Consider the following 20,511-nt stretch of genomic DNA (forward strand, 5'->3'; position numbering starts at 1 on the left):
CCGGTCGTGCCGCGCCCGCGCCCGAAGGACACGAGGGGGCACTGGAGCTTGCCGCGGGTCCCTTCGCACGCGGGGAGAAGGTGCCGGCAGGCGGATGAGGGGCAGTGACAGCCCCCTTACTTCGCCGACTCGACCGCCGAGACGAGCTCCTGCACGGCCTCTTCCGAGTTGAGCTCGCCGTTGAACTGGCGCGTGACCACGTCGTAGATCGCGTTCTTGACGGCAGCCGGATTGGCATGGCCGTGAGCCATGGAGCCGAAGAGCGTACCGTTGGCATTGGCTTCCGCGAGGTCCTTGATGCCCTTCTTGCCGCAGGCGTCGAAATCGGTGTCCGGGACGTCGGTGCGGGCTGGAACGGAACCCTTGACGACGTTGAAGGCCGACTGGAACGCCGGGCTCTCGATTGCCGAGGCCATCTGCAGCTGTGCCGGAACCTTGTCCTCCGAAACCTTGAACATCGCGAACTGGTCGGAGTTGAAGGTGACGGAACCTTGCGTCCCGGGAAAGCGCATGCAGACAAAATCGGTACCGGGCACCTTGTTCGCCTTCAGGAACTCGCCCTTCGCCCAGTCACCCATGAACTGCAGGCCGGCCTTGTTCTCGATGACCATGGCAGAGGCGAGATTCCAGTCGCGGCCGGAGAAGTTTTCGTCCACATAGGAGCGCAACTTCGTCATGCGATCGAAGGCTTCCTTCATTTTGTCGCCGCCGAGCGCCGCCGGATCGAGGTCGATGAAAGCCTGCTTGTAGAAGTCGTTGCCCAGCGAAAGAACCACGGCGTCGAAGATCGTCGCGTCCTGCCAGGGCTGGCCGCCATGGGCGATCGGCGTGATGCCCTGCTCCTTGAACTTGTCGAGCAGTGCGATCAGCTCCTCCCAAGTGGTCGGTTCCTTGGCGCCGGCCTTGTCGAGCGCGGCTTTGTTGATCCAGACCCAGTTGGTCGAGTGGACGTTTACCGGCGCGGCGATCCAGTGGCCGTCATATTTGGAGAATTGCTGCAGGGCATCCGGAACAACCTTGTCCCAGCCTTCCTTGGCGGCGACCTCGTCCAGATTGCCGAGGGCGCCTTCCTTGGCCCAGTCGAGAATGTCGAAGCCGAGCATCTGCACGGCCGTCGGCGCATTGCCCGCGGTGACGCGGGCACGAAGCACGGTCATCGCTTCGGTGCCGCCGCCGCCGGCGACCGGCATGTCGGTCCAGCTGATGCCCTTGCTCTCCAGGTCCTTCTTGAGGACGTCAAGGGCCGCGGCTTCGCCGCCGGACGTCCACCAGTGCAGTACTTCCACATTCTCGGCTGCGCGCGCGGCTGTCGCCGCCAACATCAGTGCTGCAACAGCAGTCGTCGTCATGAACTTGCGCATCGTTATCCTCCCGTTTGCAAGTTACCGAAGCGGAATCTCCTCCGCTCTTTCCTGATGCCGCCCGGTTCCCGCGGACGGCATGGCCTGCGACGAGCATCGCCCGGCCAATTCAAGACGTTACACCCTTTCGCCGATTACGAAACCTCGCCCCTTCCTCTTCTCAGCGCGGCATCCACCAGTTCGTGCGCTGGCCGATATGCATGTTGAGCGTCTTCGTCTCCGTATAGTCCTCGACCGCGTGGCGGCCGAGCTCGCGGCCGAGCCCGGACTGCCGATAGCCGCCGAAAGGCAGCTCCGATGCGCCATCCATGAAGGTGTTCATCCAGACCGTGCCGGCGCGCACGCGCCGCCCGATCGTCAGGCACGTGTCGAAGTCGCGGCTCCAGACACCCGCGGAAAGTCCGTAATCGATCGAATTGGCGATGCGGATCGCCTCCTCCGTCGTCTGAAACGTCAGGACGGAGAGAACCGGCCCGAAGACCTCCTCTCGGGCTACCGCCATTTCCGGCCGAACCGCCGACAGGATGGTCGGCGCCATGAATTGCCCCATGCCGAGATCGAGCGTGGTACCGCCATGGGCTATTCTCGCGCCTTCGTTCGATGCCGAAGAAACATAGCCGGCGATCTTTTGCAGGTGCTGCGGCGTGATGATCGCGCCGACCTGCGTTTCGGGGTCGAGCGGATCTCCGACCTTGACCTTGGCCGAGAGGCCGGCGATGCGCGCCGTCACCTCCTCGGCGATATCGCGATGCAGGATCAGCCGCGAGCCGGCATTGCAGCATTCGCCGGCATTGAAATAGGCGCCGAAGACGGCCGCATCGATGAATTCGTCCAGATTTGCGTCCGGAAAGACGATCTGCGGGTTCTTGCCGCCCAGTTCCAGCGAGACCTTCTTCAGGGTCTGCGCGGCGTTTGCCATCGTCAGGCGGCCTATTCCGGTCGATCCGGTGAAGGAGACCATGTCGACATGCGGGTGAGTGGTGAGCGCCGCGCCGGCCTCGGGCCCCGTGCCGACGATGATGTTCACGGCCCCCTTGGGCACGCCGGCCGCTTCCAGTATTTCGCCGAGAACCAGCGTCGAGGCCGAGGTGAGTTCCGAGGGCTTCACCACGGTCGTGCAGCCTGCGGCAAGCGCAAAGGGCAACTTCTGGCTGACAATCAGGAAAGGGAAGTTCCAGGGCGTGATGATCGATACCACGCCGATCGGCTCTCGCAGCACGACACCGAGCGTACCCTCCCCGAGCGTGTTGTAGCTTTCGCCGGAGAGCTCGCGGGCAAGTGCTGCCGCATAGCGCCAGATGTCGGCGGCACCCGCCAACTCGCCCTTCGCCTGGGTGATCGGCTTGCCCGACTCGACCGAGTCGAGGAAAGCCAGTTCATCCGCGCGCGCGGCAATCATGTCGGCGGCCCTGAGCAGGATCAACGACCGCTCCGAGGCGGTCATGCGCGGCCAGGGGCCTTCGTCGAAGGCGCGTCGCGCGGCGGCGATCGCGCGTTCGGCATCCGTTTTCGTCGCCGCCTGGTAGCGGCTGACGACGACGCCGTGACCCGGCGCCAGGCGCTCGATCGTGCGGCCCTCGGCGCCATCCACCCATTGGCCGTCGATCAGCATCCGGAATTCGCGGGTCTCGTAGTCGCCGAGCGCCTTCGGCCTCACCAGCACCGTCATCACCATTCTCCCTTGAAGCGGGCTTCACGCTTTTCGCTGAAGGCGGCGACGCCTTCCTTGAGGTCGCCGGTCTTTGCGACGAGGATCGATCCCAGCGCTTCCACCGCCGCGCCCTTGTCCTCGCCGCTCGCAGAGGCGATCATCAGTTTCGATATTTCGAGCGCCGCCGGTCCGCGGGCGGCGACTCGCGCGGCATAGTCGCGCGCAGCCGCCATCACCGCTCCGGTTTCGACGACCGCGTCGACGAGCCCTTCGCTCCTGGCATCCGCCGCCGAGAACATCTCGCCGCCGAGAACCATGCGGCGAACGATCTGCGCGCCGAAGCGCGCGACCAGGCGCTGCGTGCCCGACCAGCCGGGGACCATCCCCAGGCTTGTCTCCGGAAGACCGATCTTCACCTGTTTTTCGGCCAGACGGATATCCGCCGCCGCCGCGAGCTCCAGACCGCCACCGAGCGCGTGGCCGTTGAGTGCCGCGATCACCGGCATGCGCAGCGTGGCGAGCCGCTCGAAAATGCGGTGGCCGAAACGCACCCAGTCATGACCAAAGGCGGCCGGCGCCATGCCGCCCCAGGCCTTGATATCGCCGCCGGCCGAAAAGGCCTTGCCCTCGCCGGTCAGGATGAGGACACGCACCTCGCGTTTCGCCTCGACGGCATCGCAGGCCGCGCCAAGCGCCTTCAGCATGTCGATGTCGAGAGCATTGAGCTTTTCCGGCCGCGCAACGGTCATAATCGCGATCTGGTCGTCGAAATCGATGCGGATGCGTTCCTCAGACATCGGCGCCTCCCGTGAGCCGGCGCGGAGCCTTGGCGGGCAGCTTCAGACCGATCGACTTCTCGCCGAACAGTGCCGCATCCATCGTCTTCAGCTCCTCGGAGACGATCAGCGGAAAGTCCGACTGACCGAGGACATGCGTTTCGAGGTCGACGCCGGGGGCGATTTCAGTGAGCACGACGCCCTCCGGCGTCAGTTTCATGACGCAGCGCTCGGTGACGTAGGTAATGTCCTGCCCCTGTTCGACGGCCCGGCGGCCGGAGAAGGTGACGTGTTCGACTTCGCGGACGAGCTTCTTCAGCTTGCCTTCCTTCTCGATGATCAGCCGGCCATCGGCGACCGCCAGCTTCGCGCCCGCATTGAACATGCCGGAGAAGACTATCTTCTTCGCCCTTGCGGTTATGTCGACGAAGCCGCCCGCCCCCGCCGTCACATGTGGGCGGAAGCTGAGCTTCGAGACGTTGACGGAGCCGGTGCGGTCGATTTCGAGGAAGGAGAGCAGCGAGGCATCGAAGCCTGCACCCTGGAAATAGGTGAACTGGTACGGAGACGGCATGAAGGCGTCCGCATTCGAGGCGCAGCCGAAGGCGAAATCGAGGAGCGGCACACCGCCGACGGCACCCTGCTCGATGACCCAGGTCACTGCGCCGTGCAGACCCTCTTCGATGAGGATGCGCGGTACGTTGGCGGAAATGCCGAAACCGAGATTGACCGCACTGCCCGCCTCGAGCTCCTGGGCGACGCGGCGCGCGATCACCTTCTGGACATTGAATTCCGGCAGTCGGAAACTGTCGAGCGGTCGGAAAATCTCGCCGGAAATGGCGGGATCGTAGAGCGTCTGCGTCGTCTGCTTCTGATCGGTGTCCACGACGACATAATCGACCAGGACGCCGGGCACGCGCACATCATGGGGTTTCAACGAGCCTTCCTTGGCTATCCGTTTCACCTGGGCGATGACGATGCCGCCATTGTTGCGGGCCGCAAGCGCCTGGTCGAGGCCGCCGAGATAGGCGCCCTCGTGTTCATAGGTGAGATTGCCGCGCTCATCGGCTGTCGTCGCACGGATGATCGCCACCTCAGGCGCGATCGCCTTGAAATAGAGCCAGTCCTCGCCCTCGAAGGAGATCTTCTTCACGACCGGTTCGGCGGCGGCGGACGCATTCATCGCGCAGCCTTCGCGCGACGGGTCGACAAAGGTGTCGAGCCCGACCTTTGTCATCACGCCCGGACGCTTGGCCGCCGCCTCGCGATGCATGTCGAAGAGAATGCCGGAGGGAATATTATAGGCCGCCACCTCGTTCGCTCCGATCATCTGCCAGATCAGCGGCGGCTCGGCGCTCGACGGTCCTGAAGGATAGGAGCCGCCGACGATCTTCTTCAGAAGACCCTTCCGGGCGATGTAGTCGACTCCCTTGATGCCGCTCATGTCGCCGGCGGCGATCGGATGCAGTGTCGTCAGATCGCGCGGATGGCCGGTCGCCTCAAAGTGTTCGCCGATCGCCTTCAGCATCAGGTCCGGACAACCGAGACCGCTGGAGGACGAGACCGAGACGACCGCTCCGTCCGGAATCAGGCCGGCCGCTTCAGCCGGGGAAACATGCTTGGTCGTCGTCATGCGCATCACAATCCCGTTTCGATCTCGGCGGCCGCGCCGGTAGCCGCCGCCTTGACCACAGCGAGGCCCGTGGCGAGCGACCAGACGCCATCCTCCCCGCTCGCCGCCGGACGGCCATTGCCCCCGATCGCGGCATGGAAAGCCTCGAGCGCCGTCTCGTAGAGATTGCGGTGATCGAGCGGCAATTCGCTCTCGCCCTCTTCGTTGCGCAGCACGACTGTGCCCACAGGCCGCTGCGTCATCACGTTGCGGCCGATCAGCGACCCGGCGGTTCCGTGCACTTCCAGACCCGTCTCGGCATATTTCGTCGTGAAGGCATCGTGGAACTGGGCGATGACGCCGGAGCGGAAACGGAGCACGCCCATGACCCCGTCCTCGAGGCCTTCCTTGCCCATGCCGGCGCTGTGGCTGATCGCGACAGCCTCGATCGGATCGTCGTTCAGCACAAAGCGCAGCGTGTCGGCGTCGTGCACGGTGATATCGAGAATGACGCCGCCGCCCGCCTCCGGTTTGTCGAGCCGCCAGCCCTGGAGGTGCGGCGGCAGATAGACGGCATGGAAGACCCGCGCCGCGATCGGCCGGCCGATCCGGCCCGCTGCAATCGCCTCCCGCATCGCCCGATGCGTGGCGGCGTTGCGCAAATGATGATTCGTGCCGAGCACGACGCCGGCCTCGCAGGCCTTGAGCACCATTTCGCAGCCGTCATTGAGGTTCATTGCCAGAGGCTTCTCGCAGAGAACGTGCTTGCCGGCGCGGATCGCCGCGAGCGCCTGGTCGTGGTGAAGTTCGTTCGTCGTCGAGATATAGACTGCGTCCACATCCGGATCACCGACAAGCTCGTCGACGCTCGTCACAGCCTTTCCGATGCCATTTTCCGCCGAATAGGCCTCCCCCCGCTCCGCGCTTGAGCTCATCAGCGAGACGACCTCGCCACCTGCCGCGCGGATGGCGCCGATCACCCATTCGTGCGCGATCGTGCTCGCACCGATCAGTCCCCAGCGAATCATGACGAAACCTCCTTCACCCTGCGTCCGGCGGCAGCACCGCAGCTCTGGCGAATGGCGAGCCGGACCGGGCTGACGATCGCCTCCGGCTCGACACGGCCGCGATTGATCTGTTTCAAGAGCAGTTCCGCCGCCCGCTCACCCATGCCCTGCGGGTCGACGGAAACCGTGGTCAGCGCCGGCACCGCGGTCTTCGCCTCGATCACGTCGTCGAAGCCGATCACCGCGAAATCCTCGCCTGGCTCCAGCCGGCGCGCGCGCAATCCGTCGCATACACCGAAAGCGACGGCATCGTTGAAACAAAGCGCCGCGGTCGGTCGCTCCTTCAGCATCATTGCCTGCTCGATCGCCGTCACGCCGCCGGCGCGCGAGGGCGCCGAACCGATGATCAGGTCGTCGCAGACCTCGAGGCCAGCCTCCCGAAGGGCGTCGCGATAGCCGCGCATGCGCGCTTCGAAGACCGCAGTGTCGGCGAAGCCTCCGAGGAAGGCGACGCGGCGATGGCCACGCTCGACCAGATGACGCACGGCGGCAACGGCGCCGGCGTGATTGTCCGAAGTCAAGGAGGATACGCCGGCGCCTGCGATGTCGCGCACGACGAGCACGACCGGAATGCCGGCAGCACCGAGCGGCGCGAGATCGGCGGCTTCCGTTCCACGCGCCGGCGATATGATGAGACCCGATACCCCGTGTTCGCGCATCGAGGCGATGACCTCGCGTTGGCGCGCAAGCTTCTCGCCGGTATTGGCGAGGAACTGCACGAAACCGGCAGACTGGACGACCTCGTCGACGCCGACTGCAAGCTCCGCAAAGAAGCTGTTCGTGAGATCGTTGACGACAATCCCGATGATCTTCGATCTGGCCTGACGCAGATTGGCGGCACTGCGATTATACACATAGCCGAGCTCGCGGATCGCTGCATTGACCTTCGCGCGCGTCGATTCATTGACGAGCGGACTCCCCTGCAGCACGAGCGACACGGTCGACTTCGACACGCCGGCGGCGCGCGCAATGTCGACAACCGTCACCCGCTCCTTCCCCATGAACATCCTCCCGTCCGGTTTTCACCTCTTGCATTCTTCTTAATTGGAACGTTCCAACCTCGTCAAGGGGCTTCCGTCAACTTTTTTGCGCGACTTTGCATGTTGACCTGCGCCTCATACGACTGGAATCTTCCTCCTAACCAGCTGATATCACTAGCCCAAGAGGATTACGTCCATTCGGAAAGGCAGCTAATCCAATAGGTGAGTATCCTTGTCACCCAGGAGGAAAATTGCTTTTCGCCTTGATATTTGGATCGGTCTAAATTATTCGATGGGCGAACCAGAGGAGGATTCAAAGCCGATGACCCGCATTTTTCTGCCGCACCGCGACGGTTCGCTCGAAGAATACCGGCTTCGGGGAGCACCCATCGTCCGGCCCAGCGCGCCCCCAACTTTCAATCGCATCGCCTATGCGGCTGCCCATGTCGTTTCCGATCCGGTTCGCGACGGCGACCCTTGGGGAAATCCGGCGATCGACTGGGAGGCGACGATGGCCTTCCGCCATCACCTTTGGGGGCTGGGTTTCAGGATCGCCGAAGCGATGGACACCGCTCAGCGCGGCATGGGGCTTACATGGCCGGCGGCGCAGGAACTGATCCGGCGCTCGCTCCGCGAGGCGCGAAGCGTTTCCGGCGCGGATATCGCCTGCGGTGCAGGCACGGACCATCTTCCGCCCACCGAAGCGCGCTCCATCGACGACGTCGTTGCCGCCTATGAAGAGCAGATCGGTTTCGTCGAGGCCGAAGGCGGTCGCGCGATCATGATGGCCAGCCGGGCGCTTGCCCGCGTGGCACGTTCCCCCGACGACTACCGGCGCGTCTATGGCCGCATCCTGTCCCAGACCAGGGACAAGGTCGTGCTTCACTGGCTGGGCGACATGTTCGACCCACAGCTTAAGGGCTATTGGGGTTCGGAGAACTTCTCCCAAGCGCTGGAGACCGTGCTGGCCATCATCGGCGAGAACAGCGCCAAGATCGAAGGCATCAAGATTTCCCTGCTCGACAACGCCAAGGAACTGGCGCTTCGCAGCCGCTTGCCGGAAAACGTGCTCTGCTTCACTGGCGACGACTTCAACTATGCGGAACTGATCGAGGGCGATGGCGAGAAATACAGCCACGCACTGCTTGGCATCTTCGATGCCGTCGCGCCATCGGCATCGAAGGCGCTCGCGGCCCTAGCCGGGGGCGATCTTGCGACCTTTCGCGGCGTCATCGAGCCGACCGTGCCGCTCTCGCGCAAGATCTTCGAAGCGCCGACGCAATACTACAAGGCCGGCGTCGTCTTCCTGGCCTGGCTGAATGGCCATCAGCGGCATTTCACCCTGCCGGCCGGCCTGCAATCGGCCCGCGGATTGCTCCATTATGCCGAGATCTTCCGCCTGGCGGATCAGGCCAATGTGCTCGACAAGCCGGAACTCGCGGCGGCACGCATGCGCAATCTGCTGTCCGTCCTGGGGGTGGAGCAGGCGTAGATCTCGCCTGATCGCGTCCTCATTTGGGCCGATTGTGCCCTTCATCCCGTTGCCGCGACCTTCTCCCCGCTCGCGGGGAGAAGGCTAGTCCTCGGGTTAAACCCGAGGAGAGTGGCAATTTTCGCGACGCAAACCTAAGCCGCCAGCCCTTTCTTGGCCAGCATCGCGTCCGGGCTCGGCAGCTTGCCGCGGAAAGCCCTGTAGGCGTCTTCCGGATCGAGGGAGCCGCCGACCGAATAGATATTGTCCTTCAGTTTGGCCGCCATCGCCGGGTCGAAGGGATCGCCGGTATCCTCGAAGGCCGCGAATGCATCGGCGTCGAGCACCTCCGACCACATGTAGGAATAGTAGCCGGCCGAGTAGCCGTCGCCGGAGAAGACGTGAAGAAAATGCGGGCTGCGGTGGCGCATGACGATCGACTTCGGCAGTCCGATCTTTTCGAGCGTCGCCGCTTCGAGCGCCATCGGATCGCCGACCGCTTCTGCCGTGTGATAGGCCATGTCGACGAGCGCCGAGGCGGTAAACTCGACCGTCGCAAAGCCGGAATTGAACGTCCGCGCCGCCAGAACTTTGTCGAGCAGCTCCTGCGGCATCGGCTCGCCGGTCCTGTAGTGCACCGCATATTTCCTGAGAATCTCCGGTACTGTCAGCCAATGCTCGTAGAGCTGCGACGGCAACTCCACGAAATCGCGCGAGACGCCCGTACCCGACACGGACGGATAGGTGACATTCGAAAGCATGCCGTGCAGCGCATGGCCGAATTCGTGGAAGAGCGTGCGGGCGTCGTCGATCGAGAGTAGCGCCGGCTTGCCCTCGGCGGGCTTCGCGAAGTTGCAGACATTGTACACGATCGGGATTTCGCCAATCGCGCCGTTCTTGAGCTTCAGCCTGTGCTGCGACTGAAAGGAGCTCATCCAGGCGCCGGAGCGTTTCGAGGAGCGCGCGAAATAATCGCCGAGGAAAAGGGCCGTAAGCCCGCCGGAGGCATCACGGATCTCGAAGACGCGGACGTCCGGGTGATAGGCGGGAATGCCTTTCTTCTCGGTCGCCGTGATGCCGAAGAGGCGCTGGGCAACGGCGAAGCAGGCGCCGATGATCTTCTCCAGCTGCAGATAGGGCTTCAGGTCGCTTTCCGAGAAGCTGAATTTCAGCGACCTGAGTTTCTCCGCATAGTGGCGCCAGTCCCAAGGCATGACCTCGTGATTGCGGCCCTCTTCGGCAATGAGCGTTGCGAGGTCCGCCTCCTCTTCGCGAGCCCGCGCCACCGCCTTTTCCCACACCTGCATCAGCAGGCCGTTCACGGCTTCGGGCGTCTTCGCCATGGTGTTGTCGAGCTTCAGCGCCGCGTAATTTTCATAGCCGAGCAGTTTCGCCTTCTCCGCCCGGAGAGCGAGCGTTTCGGCGATGATGCCGCGATTGTCGGTCTCGCCGCCATTTTCCCCCCGCGCCGTCCATGCCCTGAAAGCCTGTTCGCGCAGTTCCCGTCTTTCCGAGAAGGTCAGGAACGGCTCGATGATCGAGCGCGACAACGTGACCGCATATTTGTCTTCTTCGCCGCGCTCACGCGCGGCCGCCGCCATCGCATCTCTCAGGAAATCCGGAATCCCGGTCAGGTCCTCTTCGCTCGACAGCATGAGCGCCCAGTCCTTCTCGTCCGCCAGGACGTTCTGCCCGAACCTGGCGCCGAGGCCGGCGAGCTTCTCGTTGATCGCCGCGAGGCGCTCCTGCCCGGGCTTTTCAAGCTTGGCGCCCGCTTTCACGAAGCTCTTCCAGTGCCGCTCCAGAACGCGCAGGGCCTCGACGTCGAGGCCGAGCTCTCCCCGTTTCTCCCACAGTGCGTCGATGCGGCCGAAGAGCGCCGGGTTGGTGCCGATCTTCGAATAATGACGCGACATTTTGGGCGCGATCTCGCGCTCCAGCGCCTGGATCACCTCGTTCGTGTGGGCACCCGCCTTGCTCCAGAAGAGAGCGGAGACGCGCGAAAGTTCATCGCCGGCGATTTCCAGCGCGACGACCGTGTTATCGAAGGTGGGATCCTCCGGATTGTTTGCAATGGCCTCGATCTCCGCCTCGTGGCTCGCCAGTGCCGCATCGAAGGCAGGCGCGAAATCCTCGTCCATGATCGCCTCGAACCGCGGCAGGCCCTCGTGTCCGGTCCAGTCGACGAGGGCGGGATTGAGCGAAGCGCTGTCGGTCATCAGGATTCCTTTCGAATGCGGGAGCGCGGCGAAAACCGCGAAGCGGGTGCTTGAAGTGGCCGATCGGCGCCGGACCGTCAAGATTTGCGCAGGCCGAAAAGGCCGGGCGCCGCGTGCCAGACCGCCTGCGCTGCGAAGCCGATGAAGAGCAATCCCGAGAGCCGGACGATCGTCAACTCGTGGCGGCGATAGAAACGGCGCACAACGGAAGCGCCGATGATCGCTATAAGGATGACGTCGGCTACCAGGAAGCCGATCAGCGACACGGCAAGCAGCATCGGCAACGCCGTGAATTCCAGCGCATTGGCGGAGCCCGCAAGAAGCGCCGTGAAGGTCGCGAGCGCGACCGGATAGCCCTTCGGATTGGTGAGGCCGAAGACAAGTCCACGCCTGAGCGGCCGCTCCACGATCAACAGCCCCTTTTTGTCGCCCCTGGGGCGGGCGGTAAGCGCAGTCCAGCCGATCCAGGCGAGATAGGCTCCGCAAAGGAGGCCGAGAACGTCGAAGAGTTCCGTGCCGATCGACCGGGCACCGACGATGGCGACGAGCGCCAATGTCGACCAGAGAATATCGCCGGCGAGATGACCGCCCATGAAGAGCGCGCCGGCCCTTCGGCCCTGGCCTGCGCCGATGCCCAGAAGCGCCAGGAAGGCGGGACCGGGGATCAGCGTATAGGAAAGCGCTGCGAGAAAGGCGCCGACAAGAAGCGTTTCGGACATGGCGAAATCCCCGGTTGAGTGCAGCCATTCGAGCGTCGGAGCGCGATTCCGTCAAGCGGAAACAGGGCAGCGGTGAGGCCGAACTGCGCACAATTCTTTCGCGATCGCAATTTCCCTCGATACGAAGTTGCGCTAAGAACCCCCGAGTTTTCCCCGCGAGAAGGACTATCCATGACTGTGCGCAATCTCTTCCTTCTGCCCGGCGACGGCATCGGCCCGGAAGCCATGGCGGAAGTCCGCAAAATCATCGCCTACATGAATGCCGAGCGCGACGCCGGCTTCGTGACGGACGAGGGGCTTGTAGGCGGGTCCGCCTATGACGCCCATGGCGCGGCGATCTCCGAAGAGGATATGGCGAAAGCGCTTGCCGCCGATGCGGTGCTCTTCGGCGCGGTGGGCGGACCGAAATGGGATGCGGTGCCCTACGAGGTGCGGCCGGAAGCCGGCCTCCTGCGCCTGCGCAAGGACCTCGAGCTATTTGCCAACCTGCGCCCGGCCATCTGCTACCCGGCGCTTGCCAACGCATCGTCGCTGAAGCCCGAGCTGGTCGAGGGTCTCGACATTCTCATAGTGCGCGAGCTGACGGGGGGCGTCTATTTCGGCGAACCGAAGGAAATCGTCGACCTCGGCAACGGCCAGAAGCGCGGTATCGACACGCAGGTCTACGACACCTACGAGATCGAGCGCATCGCCGGCGTCGCTTTCGAACTCGCCCGCACCCGTAACAATCGCGTCTGCTCGATGGAAAAGCGTAACGTGATGAAGTCGGGCGTGCTCTGGAACCAGGTCGTGACCGAGACGCACAAGGCGAAATATTCCGACGTCCAGCTCGAGCACATGCTTGCGGACGCCGGCGGCATGCAGCTCGTGCGGCAGCCGAAGCAGTTCGACGTCATCGTCACCGACAACCTTTTCGGCGACATGCTGTCAGACGTCGCCGCCATGCTGACCGGCTCGCTCGGCATGCTGCCCTCCGCCTCGCTCGGTGCGCCCGATGCCAAGACCGGCAAGCGCAAGGCGCTCTACGAGCCGGTGCACGGCTCGGCGCCCGACATCGCCGGCAAGGGCATCGCCAACCCGATCGCCATGATCGCTTCCTTCGCCATGTGCCTGCGCTACTCCTTCAACCTCGTGAAGGAAGCGGACAGTCTGGAGAAGGCGATCGCCAACGTGCTCGATCAGGGCATCCGCACCGGCGACATCATGGCGGAAGGCTGCCGGAAGGTCGGTACCGCCGAGATGGGCGACGCGATCCTCGCCGAGTTCAAGAGCCTCTCGGCCTGAAGACTGCGCAATCGCGCGACCCGAACGCCTGGATGAACGGCACCTCCGGCTTTGCCGGAGGTGCCTTGCGTTTGCGGGGTCTTGATTTTGCCGGCCGCGCCTTCACATCCATAAGGTGAAGGAAGGAGCAAAATGAACCGACCGCTTTCACTGACCGTCTGGATCTGGCTGATGACGGTTGTCCTCGTTGTCGCCTTCATCCCTTTCGATCCGCATCTGTCCGAATGGGCGCAAGGTCTGCCGGAGGAAATCGTCGGCTTCAACCGCGCCATCACCGATTTCGGCACCTTCGCCTGGATGATCTACGGCTCGGCCTTGCTGCTGCTGATCGCCTTCGTCGTCAGGCGATCCTCCGCGCGCGACACCTTGCGGCAGAGGGCGCGGGCGGCGCGCAATCTTTCCGCCTATTTCCTGCTGACGATCGGCACGGCGAGCACGCTGGTGCACGGCCTGAAATTCCTGATCGGCCGTGCCCGCCCCGAACTCCTTGCAGATTACGGCCCCTACAGCCTCACGCCCTTCACCGGCGACACGTTGTTCGAAAGCTTTCCGTCGGGACATTCCACGGCGGCCGGCGCCTTCTTCGGCGCCTTCGCGATGGTGATGCCGCAGCTTCGGCCGCTGTTTCTGCTGCTGGCCCTGCTTGTCGGCATCTCGCGCGTCGTCGTCGGCGCCCATTATCCGAGCGATGTGGCCTCCGGCCTGCTGCTCGGCCTCTGGGTCGCGCTGATGATGGCTTTCGTCTTTGCCCGGCAGGGCTGGCTGTTCAAGCGCGGTGCGGCCGGCTGGCCCGTGCTGAGGCGTGCGGAGTCCGAAACCGAATAGACGAGCCCAGATAAAAAGCCGGCGCGGAAGCCGCGCCGGAGTCAGGAGAGCTGTTGAAGCGGAATGGGAAGCACGCTCCCCATCCCGCTCCCGTCCGCCGGCTCAATCCATCGTGTGGATGTCCCGGTCCTTCGTCTCGGGCAGGAACAGAAGACCGATGACCAGCGTGATGCCCGCGAAGACGATCGGGTACCAAAGGCCGTAGTAAATATCGCCCTTTGCCGCGCTCATCGCGAAGGCCGTTGCCGGAAGCAGCCCGCCGAACCAGCCATTGCCGATATGGTAGGGCAGCGACATGCCGGTATAGCGGATGCGGGTCGGGAAGAGCTCGACGAGCAGTGCCGCGATCGGCCCATAGACCATCGTCACATAGATGACGAGCACGGTCAGCACCGCGATGATAACCGTCCAGTTGACCCGTTCCGGATCGGCCACCATCGTGAAGGCGCCGCCCTTGCCGATGTCATAGACCGCCATTTCGGTGGCGCTGCCGACTTCCTCCTGGGTGAGCAGCTTGTCGGCGACGAGCTTGTCGGCCGGCACCATGGTCTTTTCGCCGGAGCGCACGGCAGCCGCGTCGAGGGCAAGTTCCGGATTGGCAGCGACGAAGGCGTCGAGCTTCGATTCCGGCACCTTGGCGGCACCGCGCACCAGCGGATAGCCCGAAGCCTGCAGCGCCATGTTGACCTGCTTGCCGAAAGCCGCTTCCTCGGCCTTCGCCCTGTCGCCGGCCGCAACCGCATCATAGCTGGTGATCGTCGTTTCGCCGATCTTCACCGTCGCCGGCGTCCCCGCAGCCGCCGTCGTCACGACGTCATAGGGAACCGAGTTCTTGGTCAGGAAGGCGGTGGCGATGTCGCAGGAGGTGGTGAACTTCGCCGTGCCCGTCGGGTTGAACTGGAACTTGCAGTCGCCCGGAGCCGCGGTGACGGTGGCGCGAACGCTCTGCTGCGCTTCCGCAAGCGCAGGGTTGCCGGCCCAGGTCAGCGCCTTGAACAGCGGGAAGTAGGTGAGCATGGCAAGCAGGAGGCCCGCCATGATGATCGGCTTGCGGCCGATCTTGTCCGACAGCCAGCCGAAGAAGACGAAGAAGCCCGTGCCGATCAGGAGCGAGGCGGCGACCATCAGGTTTGCCGACTGACCGTCGACCTTCAGGATGCTCTGCAGGAAGAACAGCGCGTAGAACTGGCCGGAATACCAGACAACGGCCTGGCCGACGACCGCGCCGAAGAGCGCCAGAAGGGCGATCTTGGCGTTGCGCCAGTGGCCGAAGGCTTCCGTCAGTGGCGCCTTCGAACCCTTGCCCTCTTCCTTCATCTTCTTGAAGGCAGGAGACTCATTCATCTTCAGGCGGATCCAGACGGAGACGCCGAGAAGCACGAAGGAGAGCAGGAAGGGGATGCGCCAGCCCCACGCGGCAAAGGCTTCCTTGCCCAGTGCGTACTGAACCAGAAGGATAACCACCAGCGAGAGGAAGAGACCGAGCGTCGCCGTCGTCTGGATCCACGAGGTGAAATAGCCGCGGCGACCATGCGGCGCATGTTCCGCCACATAGGTCGCGGCACCGCCGTATTCACCGCCGAGCGCGAGGCCCTGCAGGAGGCGCAGCGCGATCAGGATGATCGGCGCAGCGATGCCGATCGAGGCGGCACCGGGCAGGACGCCGACGAGGAAGGTCGACAGGCCCATGATCAGAATGGTCACGAGGAATGTGTATTTGCGGCCGACGAGGTCGCCAAGGCGGCCGAAAACCAGCGCGCCGAACGGCCGAACCAGGAAGCCGGCGGCGAAGGCGAGCAGCGCGAAGATGTTGCGCGTCGTTTCCGGATACTGGCTGAAGAAGGTCGCGCCGATATAGACGGCGAGCGAACCGTAGAGATAGAAATCGTACCATTCGAAGACGGTACCGAGCGACGAGGCGAAGATGACCTTCTTCTCCTCGCCGGTCATTGGGCCGGCTCTTGTGCCGTCCGCTGTCACGACGTTTGCCATTTTTGATTTCCTCCACTCCAAAATCGGCCTGTTGGAGCGCCCACTCCCCCGGTCCGGACATTCCTCCCTGAACGTCGGGGTCCCCTTTTATCATCCGGGCGTGGTGCGCTTTGTGACAACATGTCAGAAAAGGTGTGCGCAAGGCAGGGATGCTTTGGGCTTATGACTTTCGTCTAATGCCGCGACGATGGGCAAATTTCTGAGAAAGGCGACCGGTTCCTGGCGCGCGGCGCCTCGGCCAAGGCTCATCGCGACCAATCCTGCGCCCGCAGGCTCTCAGCCCTATCGAACTCGCCGAGATCGTTGGTGACGAGCCGCGTTGACCCTAACTCGAAGCCCCGGGCGATGCCGCCGCGTCTTGACTCTTGCCGAAAAGCCGGTAAGAGCAGCGGCGAACGAGGAAACCGCCATGCGACCGAACGGTTCGTCCATCGCTGTGCTGAATATGCCGGCCCACGCCGGGCTGATCAGCCATTTCTCGCTCGCTAGCAAAACCACGGCCAAAACGACGACGAAAACCGTCTGACGTCTCTGGCCCTCCGCTCTCTCCCCGGTACGGCCGGGGACAGGAACTTCGCGGTCGAGCCGCGCGGTTTCCCCTCCACCACACGAGGAGAGACAGAAAGAGAGCTTAGATCATGGGTTTCAAAATTGCTGTCGCAGGCGCCACCGGCAATGTCGGCCGGGAGATGCTGAATATTCTTTCCGAGCGCGGCTTTCCGGCGGACGAAGTGGTGGCCCTCGCCTCCTCCCGTTCGGTCGGCACCGAAGTCTCCTATGGCGACAAGACGCTGAAAGTTGCCAATCTCGACACCTATGATTTCTCCGACACCGACATCTGCCTGATGTCTGCCGGCGGCGCCGTCTCGCAGAAATATTCTCCGAAGATCGGCCGCGAGGGCTGCGTCGTGATCGACAATTCCTCGGCCTGGCGCTACGACGCCGATGTTCCGCTGATCGTGCCGGAGGTGAACGCAGACGCGATCTCGCAATTCTCCAAGAAGAACATCATAGCCAACCCCAATTGCTCGACGGCGCAGCTCGTCGTGGCGCTTAAGCCGCTGCATGACCGCGCCAGGATCAAGCGTATCGTCGTTTCCACCTATCAGTCGGTTTCCGGCGCCGGCAAGGACGGCATGGACGAGCTCTTCAACCAGACCCGAGCCGTCTTCGTCGCCGATCCGATCGAAAGCAAGAAGTTCACCAAGCGCATCGCCTTCAACGTCATTCCGCACATCGACGTCTTCATGGAAGACGGCTACACCAAGGAAGAATGGAAGGTTCTGGCCGAGACCAAGAAGATGCTGGACCCGAAGATCAAAGTGACCTGCACGGCCGTCCGGGTTCCGGTCTTCATCGGCCATTCCGAATCGGTCAATATTGAGTTCGAAGACGAGATCACCGCCGAAGAGGCGCGCGAAATCCTGCGCGAAGCGCCGGGCTGCCTGGTCGTCGACAAGCATGAGAACGGTGGCTATGTGACGCCTTACGAGTGCGCCGGCGAGGACGCGACCTATATCTCGCGCATCCGCGAGGATGCGACGGTCGAAAACGGGCTCAACATGTGGATCGTCTCCGATAACCTGCGCAAAGGCGCAGCGCTCAACGCGGTGCAGATCGCGGAGCTGCTGATCAACCGGGGACTGGTAAAGCCGCGCAAGCAGGCGGCTTGATCGGTTTCGGTCGAGCAATTTGCGAAACCCCGCCTGTCCGCTATCGCGACTGGCGGGGTTTCGCAGTTCCTCCGGCGGGCGGTGGATTCACGTGAAACCGTCCCTCTGGCGACGGCGCGGACCACGAACCGGGAATTTCGAAGGCAACATATTCGGGCAATAGACGGGGTATTTTATGCATAGGGTGAAGAGCGCAGCAGCGGGCCTTGCGGCCCTGATCTCAACCGCAATTCTTCCGGCGGCCGCCTCTGCGGCGCAATGCGGCAATGATGCCAGCGGCTTCTCCGCCTGGCTGTCGCAATTCAAGCGCGAAGCCGCCGGGAGCGGCATCAACCCTTCGGTCGTCGACCAGGCGCTCGCCAACGTCTCCTACAGCAGGGCGACGATCCGCGCCGATCGGGGCCAGAAGAGCTTCAAGCTGTCGCTCGACCAGTTCATGCAGAAGCGCGGCGGCCAGGTGATCATTTCGCGTGGCAAGAAGCTCCGGGCACAGAATGCCAGGCTCTTCGAGAGCATCGAGCAGCGCTATGGCGTTCCCGCCGGCCCGTTGATCGCCATCTGGGGCATGGAGACCGGCTTCGGCTCGTTCATGGGCAAAGAGCACACGCTTTCCGCCGTCTCGACGCTTGCCTATGACTGCCGCCGCTCGGACTACTTCACCAATCAGCTTTACGCCGCCCTGCAGCTCGTCGCACGCGGCGACCTTAGCCCGGCCGCCCGCGGGGCGGCCCACGGCGAGATCGGCCAGACGCAATTCCTCCCGCTCAACGTTCTGAAATACGGCGTGGACGGCGACGGCAACGGCCATATCGACATGGTCCGCTCCAAGGCGGACGCACTTGCCTCGACAGCAAATTTCCTCCGCGGCCACGGGTGGCAGCCGGGCGGCGGATATCAACCGGGACAGGTCAACTTCGCTGCCATCCAGGGCTGGAACGCCGCAAGCGTATACCAGCAGGCGATCGCCATTATCGGCGCCGCAATCGACGGCGGGTGACGGAAAGACCCGCCGGCATAACCCGTTGCAGTTTGCCCTGCCCTAACCTCTTCCCGCATGCGGGGAGAGGGGGCGAGGGCGGCGCCGCGAGTTCCCTTCGCCCGCTTGCGGGAGATGCCGGCAAGCGGATGAAGAGCCGAGGCATGATCAGCTTTTCATTTAGGTCCCCGGCCGCACAAAATCGCCGGTCTTCGCATCCATGACCCACAGCTCGCCGGTCGAGATATCGAACCATGCGCCGTGCAGGCGCAGTTTTCCCTTCGACTCGAGAATGTTCACACACGGGAACGTCCTCAGGTTGGCGATCGAATTGCGGATCGACACGCGCTCGAGCGCACGCTGCCGTTCCGCCTGGGTCATCACGTCGTTGCTCTGGATCTGCTCGGCGGCCGGCTTCAGGAGGTTCATCCAGCGGCCGATGAAGTCGCCGGGGGAGAGGGGTTCGGCATCCGGGTCGAGCGCCGCCTTGATGCCGCCGCAGCGCCCGTGGCCCATGACCACGATGTTGGTGACACGCAGCGACTGGACCGCGAATTCGAGCGCAGCCGAAGTCGAGTGATAGTGCCCGTCCGGTTCGTATGGCGGCATCATATTGGCGACATTGCGCACGACGAAGAGTTCTCCCGGGCCGGCATCGAAGATCGTCTCGGGTGCGGCGCGGGAATCGCAACAGGCGATAACCATTGTCGTCGGCTTCTGGCCGCTCTCGGCGAGCGTCCTGTAACGCTGGTGCTGTTCGCTGAAGCGACCGCTCATGAAATTGCGGTAGCCGGTCAGGAGATGTTCCGGAAAGCCCTGTATATCCATCGGTAACCCCGTGTCATCCACTCGTTCCTGCTGCATCGTCCCTGGTGCTCGTGTCTTTAATCGGGATTCAATGAAACATGCGGGTAGCGCGACTTGCGCACGCCAGGGAAGCATGAAGCGTCGAACTGTTACAGCGAGCTTCGCCCATCCGAAAGGGCGAAATGCGTCTATGAGGCATTTCTTCCGTATCTCACACTATTTCTTCCGTGCCTGGCTCGGATGGATGAGGTGGCGCATCTGCACCATTGCCATCGGCGTCGCCAAGCTCGATGCATCCTGTTCGAGCGTCAGTTCGTCGGAGTCGCGCTTGCGGCTTCGTGCGATGATCTCGTAGACGCTGGCGGTCGCCATCTGCAGGGCGCGTTCCTCCGGGAGCCCTTCCAGGAGACGCGCCAGGAGTACGGCGGCGAGCAGGTCGCCGGTGCCGTTCGGCGGATTGTCGATCAGGCGGTGTTCGGCAAGCAGCGCATGCCGTCCGGACAGATAGAGATTGCCCGTGCCGCCGCTCATCATCGGGATCGCCGATGTCACCAGCACGCGCGGCGGCCCGAGATCGACCGCGGCGTCGAGAATGGTCGCATTCGTCTCGAGCGAAGCGCCTGCCAACCAGGAGAGCTCGAAGCGGTTGGGCGTCGCAAGCGTCGCAAGCGGCAGCAGCATATCACGGATGGCTGTCGCGATCTCCAAGGGGACGTAGAGGCCGCTTGCATCGCCGATGATCGGATCACACGCATAGAACAGGCCGGGATTGCGTTCGCGCAGTGCCGTCACGAGGCGGGCGATGCCTGCCGCCTGCTCCGGCGAGCCCAGATAGCCGGAAAGGACCGCGCGCACCTCGCCGATCCATGGAGCATGGACGAGATCGTCGATGATCGACCGGAAGTCCTCGTCCGGCATGGTTACCCGCGTCGAGCGGCCGTGCCCCGGATGCCAGGGGAGCACGACCGTCGGCAGGGCCCAGACCCGGTGCCCGAGCGTTTCGAGCGCGAAGACGGCGGCCCGGTTGCCGACCGCACCGCGCACCACATGGCTCGAAATGACAATGACGGCACCAGGCGCGGCAGGCGTTTCGGACAT

Annotated in this window: 16 protein-coding genes; 5 read left to right on the forward strand and 11 right to left on the reverse strand. The window is 63.7% G+C overall.

Annotated features, from left to right (window positions below; all coding sequences use genetic code 11):
* Positions 1–116: 116 nt before the first annotated feature.
* From SINAR_RS0126875 to SINAR_RS0126900, 6 genes are all read right to left on the reverse strand, one after another.
* Positions 117–1,361 carry an ABC transporter substrate-binding protein gene (locus tag SINAR_RS0126875; protein ID WP_028001954.1) on the reverse strand — a complete coding sequence of 415 codons (1,245 nt, stop codon included), beginning with the start codon at positions 1,359–1,361 and terminating at the stop codon, positions 117–119.
* 160 nt (positions 1,362–1,521) lie between these two features.
* Positions 1,522–3,030 carry an aldehyde dehydrogenase family protein gene (locus SINAR_RS0126880; protein ID WP_028001955.1) on the reverse strand — a complete coding sequence of 503 codons (1,509 nt, stop codon included), beginning with the start codon at positions 3,028–3,030 and terminating at the stop codon, positions 1,522–1,524.
* Entirely contained in the window at positions 3,030–3,809 is a 780-nt protein-coding gene (locus SINAR_RS0126885; RefSeq protein ID WP_028001956.1) for an enoyl-CoA hydratase/isomerase family protein, read from the reverse strand. Before SINAR_RS0126885 ends, SINAR_RS0126880 begins: the two co-directional genes overlap by 1 nt.
* A complete protein-coding gene (locus SINAR_RS0126890) occupies positions 3,802–5,427 on the reverse strand; it encodes an acyl CoA:acetate/3-ketoacid CoA transferase (RefSeq protein WP_028001957.1) in 1,626 nt (541 codons plus the stop codon). The genes SINAR_RS0126885 and SINAR_RS0126890 overlap by 8 nt, the downstream gene beginning before the upstream one ends.
* Entirely contained in the window at positions 5,427–6,428 is a 1,002-nt protein-coding gene (locus SINAR_RS0126895) for a 1,5-anhydro-D-fructose reductase (RefSeq protein ID WP_028001958.1), read from the reverse strand. The genes SINAR_RS0126890 and SINAR_RS0126895 overlap by 1 nt, the downstream gene beginning before the upstream one ends.
* Positions 6,425–7,468 carry a LacI family DNA-binding transcriptional regulator gene (locus tag SINAR_RS0126900; protein ID WP_028001959.1) on the reverse strand — a complete coding sequence of 348 codons (1,044 nt, stop codon included), beginning with the start codon at positions 7,466–7,468 and terminating at the stop codon, positions 6,425–6,427. Before SINAR_RS0126900 ends, SINAR_RS0126895 begins: the two co-directional genes overlap by 4 nt.
* Before the next feature lie 301 nt (positions 7,469–7,769).
* Between SINAR_RS0126900 and SINAR_RS0126905 the strand changes: the two genes are divergently transcribed.
* Positions 7,770–8,939, forward strand: coding sequence for a dihydrodipicolinate synthase family protein (locus tag SINAR_RS0126905; RefSeq protein WP_028001960.1), 1,170 nt, complete (start codon positions 7,770–7,772; stop codon positions 8,937–8,939).
* Positions 8,940–9,073: 134 nt separating this feature from the next.
* Here SINAR_RS0126905 and SINAR_RS0126910 read toward each other — a convergent pair whose 3' ends face one another.
* Positions 9,074–11,137 carry a M3 family metallopeptidase gene (locus SINAR_RS0126910; protein ID WP_028001961.1) on the reverse strand — a complete coding sequence of 688 codons (2,064 nt, stop codon included), beginning with the start codon at positions 11,135–11,137 and terminating at the stop codon, positions 9,074–9,076.
* A gap of 77 nt (positions 11,138–11,214) precedes the next feature.
* The gene (locus tag SINAR_RS0126915) at positions 11,215–11,856 is read right to left on the reverse strand and encodes a LysE family translocator (RefSeq protein WP_028001962.1); all 642 of its coding nucleotides are present in this window, start codon (positions 11,854–11,856) and stop codon (positions 11,215–11,217) included.
* 171 nt (positions 11,857–12,027) lie between these two features.
* On the opposite strand from SINAR_RS0126915, the gene leuB reads away from it, so the two are divergent.
* Together leuB and SINAR_RS0126925 are read left to right on the forward strand one after the other, a co-directional pair.
* Positions 12,028–13,140 carry a 3-isopropylmalate dehydrogenase gene (gene leuB, locus SINAR_RS0126920; protein ID WP_028001963.1) on the forward strand — a complete coding sequence of 371 codons (1,113 nt, stop codon included), beginning with the start codon at positions 12,028–12,030 and terminating at the stop codon, positions 13,138–13,140.
* A gap of 132 nt (positions 13,141–13,272) precedes the next feature.
* Positions 13,273–13,965, forward strand: coding sequence for a phosphatase PAP2 family protein (locus tag SINAR_RS0126925; protein WP_028001964.1), 693 nt, complete (start codon positions 13,273–13,275; stop codon positions 13,963–13,965).
* A gap of 102 nt (positions 13,966–14,067) precedes the next feature.
* On the opposite strand, the gene SINAR_RS0126930 is transcribed toward SINAR_RS0126925, so the two are convergent.
* Positions 14,068–15,957 (reverse strand): MFS transporter, encoded by a 1,890-nt coding sequence (locus tag SINAR_RS0126930; RefSeq protein WP_028001965.1) that lies wholly within the window; start codon positions 15,955–15,957, stop codon positions 14,068–14,070.
* Between the two features lie 638 nt (positions 15,958–16,595).
* Between SINAR_RS0126930 and SINAR_RS0126940 the strand changes: the two genes are divergently transcribed.
* Both SINAR_RS0126940 and SINAR_RS0126945 read left to right on the forward strand, forming a co-directional pair.
* Entirely contained in the window at positions 16,596–17,630 is a 1,035-nt protein-coding gene (locus tag SINAR_RS0126940) for an aspartate-semialdehyde dehydrogenase (RefSeq protein WP_028001966.1), read from the forward strand.
* 175 nt (positions 17,631–17,805) lie between these two features.
* Positions 17,806–18,627, forward strand: a complete 822-nt coding sequence (locus SINAR_RS0126945) for a lytic murein transglycosylase (RefSeq protein ID WP_028001967.1) — start codon at positions 17,806–17,808, stop codon at positions 18,625–18,627.
* A 159-nt stretch (positions 18,628–18,786) separates the two neighbouring features.
* On the opposite strand, the gene SINAR_RS0126950 is transcribed toward SINAR_RS0126945, so the two are convergent.
* Together SINAR_RS0126950 and pdxY are read right to left on the reverse strand one after the other, a co-directional pair.
* Positions 18,787–19,470, reverse strand: a complete 684-nt coding sequence (locus SINAR_RS0126950) for a carbonic anhydrase (RefSeq protein WP_028001968.1) — start codon at positions 19,468–19,470, stop codon at positions 18,787–18,789.
* Positions 19,471–19,629: 159 nt separating this feature from the next.
* Entirely contained in the window at positions 19,630–20,511 is an 882-nt protein-coding gene (pdxY, locus tag SINAR_RS0126955; RefSeq protein ID WP_028001969.1) for a pyridoxal kinase PdxY, read from the reverse strand.

Origin of the sequence: Sinorhizobium arboris LMG 14919 (assembly GCF_000427465.1) — a bacterium.
In the GTDB taxonomy this organism is placed as follows: domain Bacteria; phylum Pseudomonadota; class Alphaproteobacteria; order Rhizobiales; family Rhizobiaceae; genus Sinorhizobium; species Sinorhizobium arboris.

What these genes read in the sequence shown, in the direction of transcription:
- SINAR_RS0126875 (WP_028001954.1), bottom strand. Translation starts at nt 1,361, where the DNA reads ATGCGCAAGTTCATGACGACGACTGCTGTTGCAGCACTGATGTTGGCG.
- SINAR_RS0126880 (WP_028001955.1), bottom strand. Translation starts at nt 3,030, where the DNA reads ATGACGGTGCTGGTGAGGCCGAAGGCGCTCGGCGACTACGAGACCCGC.
- SINAR_RS0126885 (WP_028001956.1), bottom strand. Translation starts at nt 3,809, where the DNA reads ATGTCTGAGGAACGCATCCGCATCGATTTCGACGACCAGATCGCGATT.
- SINAR_RS0126890 (WP_028001957.1), bottom strand. Translation starts at nt 5,427, where the DNA reads ATGCGCATGACGACGACCAAGCATGTTTCCCCGGCTGAAGCGGCCGGC.
- SINAR_RS0126895 (WP_028001958.1), bottom strand. Translation starts at nt 6,428, where the DNA reads ATGATTCGCTGGGGACTGATCGGTGCGAGCACGATCGCGCACGAATGG.
- SINAR_RS0126900 (WP_028001959.1), bottom strand. Translation starts at nt 7,468, where the DNA reads ATGGGGAAGGAGCGGGTGACGGTTGTCGACATTGCGCGCGCCGCCGGC.
- SINAR_RS0126905 (WP_028001960.1), top strand. Translation starts at nt 7,770, where the DNA reads ATGACCCGCATTTTTCTGCCGCACCGCGACGGTTCGCTCGAAGAATAC.
- SINAR_RS0126910 (WP_028001961.1), bottom strand. Translation starts at nt 11,137, where the DNA reads ATGACCGACAGCGCTTCGCTCAATCCCGCCCTCGTCGACTGGACCGGA.
- SINAR_RS0126915 (WP_028001962.1), bottom strand. Translation starts at nt 11,856, where the DNA reads ATGTCCGAAACGCTTCTTGTCGGCGCCTTTCTCGCAGCGCTTTCCTAT.
- leuB (WP_028001963.1), top strand. Translation starts at nt 12,028, where the DNA reads ATGACTGTGCGCAATCTCTTCCTTCTGCCCGGCGACGGCATCGGCCCG.
- SINAR_RS0126925 (WP_028001964.1), top strand. Translation starts at nt 13,273, where the DNA reads ATGAACCGACCGCTTTCACTGACCGTCTGGATCTGGCTGATGACGGTT.
- SINAR_RS0126930 (WP_028001965.1), bottom strand. Translation starts at nt 15,957, where the DNA reads ATGGCAAACGTCGTGACAGCGGACGGCACAAGAGCCGGCCCAATGACC.
- SINAR_RS0126940 (WP_028001966.1), top strand. Translation starts at nt 16,596, where the DNA reads ATGGGTTTCAAAATTGCTGTCGCAGGCGCCACCGGCAATGTCGGCCGG.
- SINAR_RS0126945 (WP_028001967.1), top strand. Translation starts at nt 17,806, where the DNA reads ATGCATAGGGTGAAGAGCGCAGCAGCGGGCCTTGCGGCCCTGATCTCA.
- SINAR_RS0126950 (WP_028001968.1), bottom strand. Translation starts at nt 19,470, where the DNA reads ATGCAGCAGGAACGAGTGGATGACACGGGGTTACCGATGGATATACAG.
- pdxY (WP_028001969.1), bottom strand. Translation starts at nt 20,511, where the DNA reads ATGTCCGAAACGCCTGCCGCGCCTGGTGCCGTCATTGTCATTTCGAGC.